This window comes from Gemmatimonadota bacterium, assembly GCA_041390105.1.
Taxonomy (GTDB): domain Bacteria; phylum Gemmatimonadota; class Gemmatimonadetes; order Longimicrobiales; family Gaopeijiaceae; genus JAGQIF01.
Map to the genome: position 1 here is coordinate 225,755 of JAWKQO010000004.1, position 11,555 is coordinate 237,309.

The window sequence follows — 11,555 nt, forward strand, 5'->3', positions numbered from 1 at the left end:
GGTGACTACTGGCTCATCCCGAGCTGCTGGGGCAGGGTCAGCACTTCCAGCACCCTGAAGACCCGCCGGCCCACGGGCAGCTCGATGGACACCTCGTCCCCGCTGGCCGAACCCAGCAACCCACGCCCGATCGGAGAGGCCATTGAGACCTGTCCACCGTCGAGGTCCATGAAGTCACTGGCCACGATCGTGAATGTGACCTCCTCCTCCATGATCGGGTCGTGCACCTTCACGCGCGACCCGAACCCCACGCGATCATGCGGCATCTCCTTCACGTTGATCTTGGAGAGCTCCGACATGCGCTGGGTGAGATGTCCCAATCGAGCTTGGACGAACTGCTGACGCTCGAGCGCCGATTTGTACTCGGCATTCTCCCGCAGGTCTCCCAATTCCACCGCCTTGCGGATGCGATCCGGCAGGTGAACGGTGAGCTCCTCCGTCAGGTGGGCGATCTCCCCTTCCAGCTTCTCTCGGATTTCGTCGAGCATAGGGTTGCCTCGGGACTGCGTTCTTCGGGACTGATGACCGATGGGTCGGTGGGGCGGCCCCGTGTGTACGTGGGGCCCGAACGTCTGGGGGCGGAGCCCTCGGGCTCCGTCCTAGCGGAAGCTATCCAAGGGACGCGGAGGCGCCAAGGTCCGCCCCTTCCCCACCGCCTTGCCCGCCCCTGGGGCTGCCATCAGCTTGGATTCATGAGACCACGAATCCTCAAGTTCGGCGGCACTTCGGTAGCCGATGCCGACCGCATGCGCAGGGTGGGCGTCCTGGTGCGGGACGCGCTGCCCGCTGCCCCCGTGGTGGTGCTGTCGGCCACGGCAGGGACCACCAACACGCTGTTGTCGGCCGCCGAATCCGCCGAGGCCGGTGAGGTGGAGCGAGCGCTCCTGGACGTGCGGGCCCTGGGGGAGCGCCATCGCACGCTGGCCCACGACCTCCTCGGACCCTCGCACGAACTGGACGACGACATCGACGCCTACGTGCACGAGATCGAGCTGCTGATCCGAGGCATCGGTTTGCTGCGCGAGCTGTCTCCACGCTCCCGGGATGCCATTGCGAGCTTCGGCGAGCGTTTGTCCACCCTGATCTTCACGGATCACCTTCGCGAAGAGGGCGTGTTCGTCACCCACGTGGATGCGCGCACGGTCACCCGCACCGACGACGATTTCGGCAAGGCCCGCCCCGACCGAGCGGCTCTCGCAGGCCTCTGTGCCACGCTCGTTGCTCCGCACGTCGGTCCCGACAAGGCGGTGGTGACCGAGGGCTTCATCGGAGCCACCGAAGACGGGGTGACCACCACGCTGGGCCGCGGTGGGAGTGACTTCACCGCAGCATTGCTCGGCGAGTCCCTCGGTGCCGCGGAGGTACAGATCTGGACGGACGTCGAAGGGGTCTATACCGCGGACCCCCGCATCGTGCGGGACGCCCGGCCCATCGCGGAGCTGTCGTTCGCAGAAGCGGCCGAGCTTGCGGCCTTTGGCGCCAAGGTGCTGCACCCCGCCACCATCCAGCCGGCGGTCAATGCCGGCATCCCCGTCACGGTTCGCGACACGATGCGCCCGGACGGCCGCTACACCACCATTCAGGCCGAGGTGGAGACCGGCCGGCCCGTGACCGCGATCGCCAGCCGGACCGGCATCACCGTGATCACGGTCACGTCTTCACGCATGCTCCTCCAATCCGGCTTTCTGGAACGGCTCTTCGAGGTGTTCGGTCGTCACGAGGTGGACGTGGACCTCGTCGCCACGGCGGAGGTCAGCGTGTCGCTGACGGTGGGTAGCGACGTGTCGCTCAAGGAGGTCCTCGCAGAACTGCGTGAGTTCTCCCGGGTGGCAGTGGCGGAAGGTCGCGCGGTGGTCGCGGTGATCGGCGAGCGCCTGAAGGCCACCGCCGGCGTGGGAACCAAGATCTTCGGGGCGTTGGCGGACATCAACGTGGAGATGATCTCCATGGGTGCCAACGAGATCAACCTGTCTCTGGTGGTGAAAGAGGAAGACGTGCCGGAGGCGGTGCGCAGGTTGCACGCAGCGCTGTTCGGGTAGGACGACGGCGTCCCGAGCTCGTCAGCGCCGCATCACCGCTTCGATCTCCTCCACCGTCTTGGGGGCCGTCACCGACAGGTTCTCGTAGCCGTCCTCGGTGACCAGGATCATGTCCTCGATCATGATGGCGATACCCAGCTCGGGGATGTAGAGCTTGGGCTCGACCGTGAACACCATCCCGGGCTGTAGCGGGGTGCTGTAGTCGCGGCTATCCGTGGCGTCGAGCCCGATGTGATGACCGAGGTCTCGGACACCGGTGCCGCGTGCGCCGCTGTAGTGGGTCAGCTCGCCCGGGCCATCGACCCAGTAGGTCGGCGAAGGCATCAGCCCCCAGACCCGGTCCGCGCCCATGGTATCGATGTCCTCATTGCGCTGCAGGCCGTGGGCCTTGAATACCCCCGCGGCCGCCCGAATCACGTCCTCCATGCGCACGCCCGGCCGGATCCTGGCGAGTGCCGCCTCCTGGGCCTCCAGCACGATCTCGTAGTATCGGCGTTGCTCGTCCGAGAAGTGACCGGACACGGGAAACGTGCGGCACAGGTCGGACCCGTACATGTCGTACTCCGCGGCTCCGTAGTCGATGAAGATCAGCTCACCGTCCTTCATCTCGCGCCAAGTGTGGTTGTACTTCTCCGAGCGGAGCGTGTACAGAGAGACCGCCGCGTCTCCCGACACCACGATCGGGGCAAAGGCAGCTCGCGTGGAGCCCTCCGCCTTCCAGGTGGCCTCCATCACGCCAGCGATCTCGAGGTCGTTCTTGCCCGGAGCGATGGCTTTCATGGCGGAGAGGAGGCCGGTGGCGGAGATGCGTGCCGCAGTCCGTAGCGCCTCGATCTCATGAGCATCCTTGATCAGCCGCATACGGTGAAGGAGTGGACTGACATTCTCGATGCGCACGCCGGGGAGACGCGAGGCCACGGCCTCCTCCAGCTGCTGACGGTAGGACCGCGGCCCACTCAGCCCCGGAGGAGCGTAAAGGCGGCCGGTGTCGCGCAGGAACCAGAGCACCTCGGAGTCTCCGACGAGTCGCGCCAGCGCGTCCGTGAATCCGTCGATCGGCAGAGACTCCTCCACGCCGAGCCGGCGCGCCGTTTCCTCTCCCGGAGCGATTCTCAGGATGGTGCGATTCCAGGCCGAGTAGCGGAAGCGTTCGTCGGGAATGGAGTACTGCGCGCCGGCGAATTGGAACGAATCGGGGAGGAAGACCACGCTGGCGCCGTCCGGAGTGCCGTCCGGGTAGATCAGGAGCACGGCGTACGGCGACTCGATTCCGGTCAGGTACCAGAAGTCTGGATCCTGGCGACCCTCCCCCCCCGAGCGGACGAGGTAGGCACCGGGCACCAGGACGGGCTGACGACCCACCTGCTCGAACAGGCGGGCGCGGCGGGCGGCGTAGGCAGACGTGGGCACGGCGATCTCCCGCTGCGCCGCCGCGCTGGCCGGGGCCAGCAGAAGCAGGCAGCATAGGAGGCCGGGGACGGGTCGCATCATCGAGTCAGCGCCTGTGGTGGTAGGTGACGGCCAAGCATGGGACCGCGCAGGCACAGGCGCCACCCGCTGCGGACCGGTTACCTCCGCGGCCGTCCCGCCACCGCTTGCCCGCCTGCGGCCTCCGTCGACATCGTGCCGTCTCTACTCCAAGCCCTCGACAGGAATCGACATGCGCATCCGCCGCCGAGCACTCGTGCCGCTCCTCTTCCTGTTCGCGTGCCGTCCGTCGCCCGACGCCGCACCGGTGACGGAATCGGTGCCCCAGATCCCCGGCCCCCGCCCGGATGTCCTCGTCGTCGTCGTCGACGATCTGCGCTGGGACGAGTTCGGGGCGGCCGGACATCCCTATCTGGAGACACCCAACATCGATCGCTTGGCCGCGGAGGGCGCGCTCTTCACCCAGTCCTTCCACGCGGTCCCGCTGTGTTCGCCCAACCGTGCCAGCATCCTTACGGGCCAGTACCCCTCGCGGCACGGTGTCATCGACAACGTGTCACGGAGTCTGCTCAGTCACACCCTGGAGACATTTCCCCAGGTGATGCAGACGGAGGGGTATCGCACCGCCTTCCTCGGGAAGTGGCATATGGGGAACGATCCGACGCCGAGGCCCGGGTTCGACTACTGGGTGGGGCTTCCCGGGCAGGGACGGTCGACGGATCCGGAGCTCTTCGAAGACGGCCGCCTTCAGGTTGTGCCGGGATACACGACGGACCTGCTGACGGATCGAGCGCTCTCCTTCATCGATGCGCAGCCCGAGGGTCAGCCGTGGCTCGTCTACCTCGCGCACAAGGCCGTGCACCCGGACATCCGGCAGCGCGACGACGGCTCCGTGGACCCGAGTTCTTCTTTGGGCTATGTCCCGGCGCCCCGGCACCGTGGACGGTACGAGCAGGAGGTTTTCCCCCGGCGGCCGAACGTGGTCGACTCCGCCGAGGAACTGGACGAACAGCCGGCGCTGCAGCGCGCCTTGGCCTACCGCGCCACTCCCGCCATCACCCGCGACTTCGGCGGGATCCTTGATCCCGGCACCAGTGAGGAGTCGATCCGACGACGAGCTGAGATGCTCCTGGCGGTGGACGAGAGCCTGGGTCGCCTTCTCGAGGCGCTGGAAGCGCGGGGCACGCTCGACCGTACTGCCATCGTCCTCACGAGCGACAACGGCTACTTCTTCGGCGAACACGGTTTGAGCCTCGAACGACGACTTCCGTACGAGGAGTCCGTGCGCAACCCCCTGCTCGTGCGTTATCCGCCCGTGGTGTCCGCCGGCCTCCGGCCGGAGGCGATCGCCGTCTCCGTGGATATCGCCCCCACGGTGCTCGACCTGGCTGGGCTCCCCATCTCCGATCAAATCCAGGGCCGGTCCTTGCTCCCCGCGTTGTCCGGACAGACCCCGGCGAACTGGAGAACTTCACTACTGGTCGAGTTCTACACCTACGAGAGCCCCATGCCCTGGCTTCTGGACATGGACTACCGAATGGTGCGCACCAGGAGCCACAAGTACATCCGCTGGACGCACCATCCGGAGCTCGACGAGATGTACGACCTGACCGCCGATCCCTATGAGTTGGACAACATCGTCGACGATCCCTCCTCGGCCGGCATCCGCGAGAACCTCAAGGCGGAGCTTCGCCGTCTGAGCCTGGAGGCATTGGGACTGAGCTACTGACCGAGGCCCTGATCAGCGACACCGCAGACCGTTGGGGCGTTGCGTGCACAGAATGTCGTCTACCCTCGTGCCCGTTGCGCCGTCATCGTCGGTCACGATCAAGGTGACGAAGTAGTTTCCGGGCGCCAAGAAGGTGTGCTGTGGGTTCTGCAGGCTCGACGCCGTTCCGTCGCCGAAGTCCCAGCTCCACGCCACCACCGTGCCGTCGGGGTCGCTACTCCGATCACTGAACGTGCAGTCGCTCAGTCCGCACTGACGATTGAAGCGAGCGGTCGGCGCCTGGTTGGGCGCCGTCGGGCTCACCGACTGGACCACCGCGTGGGTGGCACCGTCGTCGTCGGTGACCGTGAGGCTCACCGAGTAGGTGCCGGCGCCGGCGTAGGTGTGCGTTGGGTTCTGAGCCGTCGAGGTGCCCCCATCCCCGAAGTCCCACGCCCAGACCACCACGGTGCCATCCACGTCCGTGCTTCCGTCCGTGAACGTGCAATCGAGATCGGTACACGCCGAGGTGAACGCAGCGGTCGGTGCCTGGTTGGGCGCCGTCGGGCTGACCGACTGCACCACCGCGTGCGTGGCGCCGTCGTCGTCAGTGACTGTGAGGCTCACCGAGTAGGTGCCGGCCACGGCGTAGGTGTGCGCCGGGTTCTGGGCCGTCGAGGTGCCCCCATCTCCGAAGTCCCACGCCCAGATCACCACTGCGCCATCCACGTCGACGCTCCCGTCCGTGAACGTGCAGTCCAGAGCCGTGCACCCGAACGTGAACGCAGCGGTCGGCGCCTGGTTCGGCGGCGTCGGGCTGACCGACTGCACCACCGCGTGGCTGGCCCCGTCATCGTCGGTCACCATCAGCGTCACCGAGTAGGTGCCGGCAGCGCCGTACGTGTGGGTCGGACTCTGGGTAGCCGAGGTGCCGCCATCTCCAAAGTCCCAGCTCCACGCGACCACTGTGCCGTCGACGTCCGTGCTGCCGTCCGTGAACGTGCAGTCGAGGTCCGTACAGGCGGACGTGAACGCAGCCGTCGGCGCCTGGTTGGTGGGCGTCGGGCTGACCGACTGCACCACCGCGTGCGTGGCGCCGTCGTCGTCAGTGACTGTGAGGCTCACCGAGTAGGTGCCCGCCGCGGCGTAGGTGTGGCTCGGGTTTTGGACCGTGGCGGTGGCCCCGTCTCCGAACGCCCAGCTCCACGCCACTACGGTGCCGTCCACGTCCGTGCTGCCGTCCGTGAACGTGCAGTCGAGATCGGTACACGCCGAGGTGAACGCGGCTGTCGGCGCTTGGTTGGGTGCCGTCGAGCTGACCGACTGCACCACCGCGTGGGTGGCCCCACCGTCGTCGGTGACCATGAGGCTCACCGAGTAGGTGCCCGCCGCGGCATAGGTGTGGCTCGGGTTTTGGACCGTGGCGGTGGCCCCGTCTCCGAACGCCCAGCTCCACGCCACTACGGTGCCGTCCACGTCCGTGCTTCCGTCCGTGAACGTGCAGTCGAGTGCCGTGCACCCGAACGTGAACGCAGCCGTCGGCGCCTGGTTGGGCGCCGTCGGGCTCACCGACTGGACCACCGCGTGGCTGGCACCGTCGTCGTCGGTGACCGTGAGGCTCACCGAGTAGGTGCCCGCCGCGGCATAGGTGTGGCTGGGGTTTTGGACCGTGGCGGTGGCCCCGTCTCCGAACGCCCAGCTCCACGCCACTACGGTGCCGTCCACATCTGTGCTGCCGTCCGCAAACGTGCAGTCGAGTGCCGTGCACCCGAACGTGAACGCAGCCGTCGGCGCCTGGTTGGGCGCCGTCGGGCTGGCCGACTGGACCACCGTGTGGGTGGCACCGTCGTCGTCGGTGACCGTGAGGCTCACCGAGTAGGTACCCGCCGCGGCGTAGGTGTGGCTCGGGTTTTGGACCGTGGCGGTGGCCCCGTCTCCGAACGCCCAGCTCCACGCCACCACGGTGCCATCCGCGTCCGTGCTTCCGTCCGTGAACGTGCAATCGAGATCGGTACACGCCGAGGTGAACGCAGCGGTCGGCGCCTGGTTCGGCGGCGTCGGGCTGACCGACTGCACCACCGCGTGGGTGGCCCCACCGTCGTCGGTGACCATGAGGCTCACCGAGTAGGTGCCGGCCACGGCGTAGGTGTGCGCCGGGTTCTGGGCCGTCGACGTGCCCCCATCCCCGAAGTCCCACGCCCAGCTCACCACTGCGCCGTCCACGTCCGTGCTGCCGTCCGTGAACGTGCAATCGAGATCGGTGCACGCCGAGGCGAATGCGGCTGTCGGCGCTTGGTTGGGTGCCGTCGGCGTGACCGATTGGACCACCGCGTGGGTGGCCCCGTCATCGTCGGTCACCATCAGCGTCACCGAGTAGGTGCCGGCAGCGCTGTACGTGTGGGTCGGACTCTGGGCGGTGGACGTGCCGCCGTCTCCAAACGTCCAGCTCCACGCGACCACGGTGCCGTCCACATCCGTGCTGCCGTCCGTGAACGTACAGTCGAGGTCCGTACAGGAGGACGTGAACGCCGCCGTCGGCGCCTGGTTCGCGGGCGTCGGGCTGACCGTCTGCACCAGGGTGTGGGTGGCGCCGTCGTCGTCGGTGACTGTGAGGCTCACCGAGTAGGTGCCGGCGGCGGCATACGTGTAGGTCGGGCTCTGGGCGGTCGACGTGCCGCCGTCTCCGAACGCCCAAATCCACGCGACCACGGTGCCGTCCACATCCGTGCTGCCGTCCGTGAACGTGCAGTCGAGGTCCGTACATGCGGATGTGAACGCCGCTGTCGGTGCCTGGTTCGCGGGCGTCGGGCTGACCGTCTGCACCACCGCGTGCGTAGCCCCGTCGTCGTCGGTCACCAGCAGGGTCACGGAGTAGGTGCCTGCTGCGCCATAAGTGTGACTCGGGTTTTGGATCGTGGCGGTGGCCCCGTCTCCGAACGCCCAGCTCCACGCCACCACGGTGCCGTCGACGTCCGTGCTGCCGTCCGTGAACGTGCAGTTGAGCGCCGTGCAGCCGAATGTGAACGCAGCCGTCGGGGCTTGGTTGGGTGCCGTCGGCGTGACCGACTGGACCACCGCGTGCGTGGCCCCGTCATCATCGGTGACTGTGAGGCTCACCGAGTAGGTGCCCGCCGCAGCGTAGATATGCGCCGGGTTCTGGGCGGTCGAGGTGCCCCCATCCCCGAAGTCCCACGCCCACATCACCACTGCGCCATCCACGTCGACGCTCCCGTCCGTGAACGTGCAGTCCAGAGCCGTACAGGCGGATGTGAACGCCGCTGTCGGGGCCTGGTTGGGTGCCGTCGGGCTGACCGATTGTACAACCGCGTGGGTGGCGCCGTCATCGTCGGTCACGGTCAAGGTGACGGAGTAGGTACCGGCCACGGCGTAGGTGTGCGCCGGGTTCTGGGCCGTCGATGTGCCCCCATCCCCGAAGTCCCACGCCCAGCTCACCACTGCGCCGTCCACGTCCGTGCTGCCGTCCGTGAACGTGCAATCGAGATCGGTGCACGCCGAGGTGAACGCAGCGGTCGGCGCTTGGTTGGGTGCCGTCGGCGTGACCGATTGGACCACCGCGTGGGTGGCCCCGTCATCGTCGGTCACCATCAGCGTCACCGAGTAGGCGCCAGCCCCGGGGTAGGTGTGCGTTGGGTTCTGGGCTGTGGCAGTGGCCCCGTCTCCGAACGCCCAGTCCCAGCTCACCACCGTGCCATCCACGTCCGTGCTGCCGTCCGTGAACGTACAGTCCAGGTCCGTACACGCGGATGTGAACGCCGCCGTCGGCGCCTGGTTCGCGGGCGTCGGGCTGACCGTCTGCACCACCGCGTGGGTTGCACCGTCATCGTCGGTCACGGTCAAGGTGACGGAGTAGGTACCGGCGGCCGGGTACGTGTGCGTCGGGTTCTGGGCTGCGGACGTGCCGCCGTCTCCGAACGCCCAGCTCCACGCGACCACGGTGCCGTCGACGTCCGTGCTGCCGTCCGTGAACGTGCAGTCGAGGTCCGTACAGGCGGACGTGAACGCCGCCGTCGGGGCCTGGTTCGCGGGCGTCGGGCTGACCGTCTGCACCACCGCGTGGCTGGCCCCGTCATCGTCGGTGGCCATCAGCGTCACCGAGTAGGTCCCGGCAGCGCCGTACGTGTGGGTCGGACTCTGGGCAGCCGAGGTGCCGCCATCTCCAAAGTCCCAGCTCCACGCGACCACGGTACCGTCGACATCCGTGCTTCCGTCCGTGAACGTACAGTCGAGGTCCGTACAGGCGGATGTGAACGCCGCTGTCGGTGCCTGGTTGGCGGGCGTCGGGCTGACCGACTGCGTCACCGCGTGGGTGGCGCCGTCATCGTCGGTGACCGTGAGGCTCACCGAGTAGGTGCCAGCCCCGGCGTAGGTGTGCGTTGGGTTCTGGGCTGTTGAGGTCCCTCCATCCCCGAACGCCCAGTCCCAGCTCACCACTGTGCCGTCGACGTCCGTGCTGCCGTCCGTGAACGTACAGTCGAGGTCCGTACAGGCGGACGTGAACGCCGCCGTCGGCGCCTGGTTCGCGGGCGTCGGGCTGACCGTCTGCACCACCGCGTCGGTTGCACCGTCGTCGTCGGTGACTGTCAGCGTCACGGAGTAGGTGCCGGCTGCGGCGTAGATATGCGCCGGGCTCTGGGCCGTCGAGGTACCCCCATCGCCGAAGTCCCACGCCCAGCCCACCACCGTGCCGTCCACATCGGTGCTGCCGTCCGCAAAGGCGCAGTCCAGGTCGGTGCAGCCAGAGGTGAAGGATGCGGTTGGCGGTTGGTTGCCGGGCCCCGGAACCACGGTCTTCGTCCACAGACCCACATAGCGCGAATTCAGGTCCTCGTAGTACGCGTACCGACCCGGAGTGTAGACCGTGGGACCCGGGTTCTTGTGTGAAAGCCTCAACCCGAAGTGGGGCGCTTCCAGGAGGGCCTGTGTCCATCCTGTGGACGCGAAGCCACCCTGCCAATCCTGATCGAGGGGCGCGCTCGCGGACCGCAAACGGATGAAGTCAACCTGAACGGTGCTCCCCAGACCCATGATCCGCACGTGGAAGGGACCGTTCCCCACCGGATCGACGAGGTTCTCCCTGCCCACGAGGACCAGGCCGGTGGACCCCACGTCCGCCTGGAACTGGAATACCGGACCGGCCTTCTCATTGGTGATGCTCCACGCGATCAGGTCACGGCCGGGCGGGGGGGACGCCCCCACGTCCGTGCGCAGGGCTGCCGCAAACCCCGAGTAGGGGTGGGCGTTGTTGAGATACTGGTCGTCCTCGTCGGTGTCCGTTCCGAGGATCAGATGTAGCTCGTCCCACCACAGACCAAGACTTCGTGTCTCTTCGTTCAGCCGGACGGTGCCTCGACCATCGGCCCCGTAGCGGTGCAGCTTGAGCACGCCATTCTCGACGACCACATCGCCGACGGCGGTCGATCCGGTCGGATACCCGCTGTTGAAGTCCCAACTGGGATTGCGCCCTCCCACCCAGTACCAGTCGGCCCCGTGACTGCCGCCATAGGTCAGGGGCGAGCCGCCGACCACGTCGGCGACCGTCGACCCGGCCCCTTCGTCGTACGGCCAGTAGTGGTCCACGCCGGCACCGTTGGGATCCAGCCCGGACACCGCCGCCCCCCCCGATGGAAGCGGCCCCCGTGAGCCGTCCCCGAGCGCCACCGTCTGGATGCGCGCCAGCGCAGGAAGGGTGGCCAGCCCCAGGCCCACGTCGTCGCCCACATCCGCCGATACCGTGACCACAGCAGTCGACAGAGGCCCAGCATCGCTGCCCGCTCGGGGCTCCACGACGCTCGCGAGCGTCGCACCGCTGTGGAAATGCGTCAAGCCGAGCCAGGCCGCGGACAGGTTGATGCCCGCATCCAGCACATACCAGTCGCCTGCGACGAAGCTCGCCGCCGCGATGGGCGATGGCGCCACCGTACGATAGCCGCCGCCCAGATCCAGGTAGACGAGCTCGAGCCTCACGTCTCCAGCCCCATCCAACGCGATCTGCAGCGCCGCCTTCGTCGAGGCTCCGTCGGAGGCGACCGCGAGGGTCGAGCGTGCCCCAGGACCCGCCGCAACCACGCTCCGAATGGCCTCGCCATCGAACAGCACGAGCCAGTCCCACTCGGATCGCGCAGCCCAGACGGGGAGTGGGGCCGAAACCGCGTGCCCAGTACCCGTGCGTGAGCGAACCACCTTGGTGCTGTAGGTGCCGGGGATGTGCCGATGCGCCTCCGTCCGAACCAGGAGGGGATCCCGATCGAGACCGGTGGGGCTGACCCACGGGTCGCAGGCCGTCAACGCGGCGGCCAGCGCCACGGCGTACACCCGACGCATGATATTCCTCTTGTCCAACTTGGGGGGAGGCAGTCGAC

5 protein-coding genes are annotated in these 11,555 nt (G+C 67.8%); 2 read left to right on the top strand and 3 right to left on the bottom strand.

Annotated features, from left to right (window positions below):
* Window positions 1-5: 5 nt before the first annotated feature.
* Window positions 6-488, bottom strand: coding sequence for a GreA/GreB family elongation factor (locus R3E10_17635; protein MEZ4417581.1), 483 nt, complete (start codon window positions 486-488; stop codon window positions 6-8).
* Between the two features lie 204 nt (window positions 489-692).
* On the opposite strand from R3E10_17635, the gene lysC reads away from it, so the two are divergent.
* A complete protein-coding gene (gene lysC / locus R3E10_17640; GenBank protein MEZ4417582.1) occupies window positions 693-2,039 on the top strand; it encodes a lysine-sensitive aspartokinase 3 in 1,347 nt (448 codons plus the stop codon).
* 21 nt (window positions 2,040-2,060) lie between these two features.
* Here lysC and R3E10_17645 read toward each other — a convergent pair whose 3' ends face one another.
* On the bottom strand, window positions 2,061-3,530 hold the full coding sequence (locus R3E10_17645; protein ID MEZ4417583.1) for a Xaa-Pro peptidase family protein: 1,470 nt from the start codon (window positions 3,528-3,530) through the stop codon (window positions 2,061-2,063).
* Window positions 3,531-3,699: 169 nt separating this feature from the next.
* Between R3E10_17645 and R3E10_17650 the strand changes: the two genes are divergently transcribed.
* Window positions 3,700-5,196 (top strand): sulfatase-like hydrolase/transferase, encoded by a 1,497-nt coding sequence (locus R3E10_17650; protein ID MEZ4417584.1) that lies wholly within the window; start codon window positions 3,700-3,702, stop codon window positions 5,194-5,196.
* Between the two features lie 12 nt (window positions 5,197-5,208).
* On the opposite strand, the gene R3E10_17655 is transcribed toward R3E10_17650, so the two are convergent.
* Window positions 5,209-11,517, bottom strand: coding sequence for a PKD domain-containing protein (locus R3E10_17655; GenBank protein MEZ4417585.1), 6,309 nt, complete (start codon window positions 11,515-11,517; stop codon window positions 5,209-5,211).
* Window positions 11,518-11,555 lie beyond the last annotated feature (38 nt).

Bases quoted from the DNA above. Each gene is read 5' to 3' on its own strand.
- R3E10_17650 (MEZ4417584.1), top strand. From the start codon at position 3,700: ATGCGCATCCGCCGCCGAGCACTCGTGCCGCTCCTCTTCCTGTTCGCG.
- R3E10_17635 (MEZ4417581.1), bottom strand. From the start codon at position 488: ATGCTCGACGAAATCCGAGAGAAGCTGGAAGGGGAGATCGCCCACCTG.
- R3E10_17645 (MEZ4417583.1), bottom strand. From the start codon at position 3,530: ATGATGCGACCCGTCCCCGGCCTCCTATGCTGCCTGCTTCTGCTGGCC.
- lysC (MEZ4417582.1), top strand. From the start codon at position 693: ATGAGACCACGAATCCTCAAGTTCGGCGGCACTTCGGTAGCCGATGCC.
- R3E10_17655 (MEZ4417585.1), bottom strand. From the start codon at position 11,517: ATGCGTCGGGTGTACGCCGTGGCGCTGGCCGCCGCGTTGACGGCCTGC.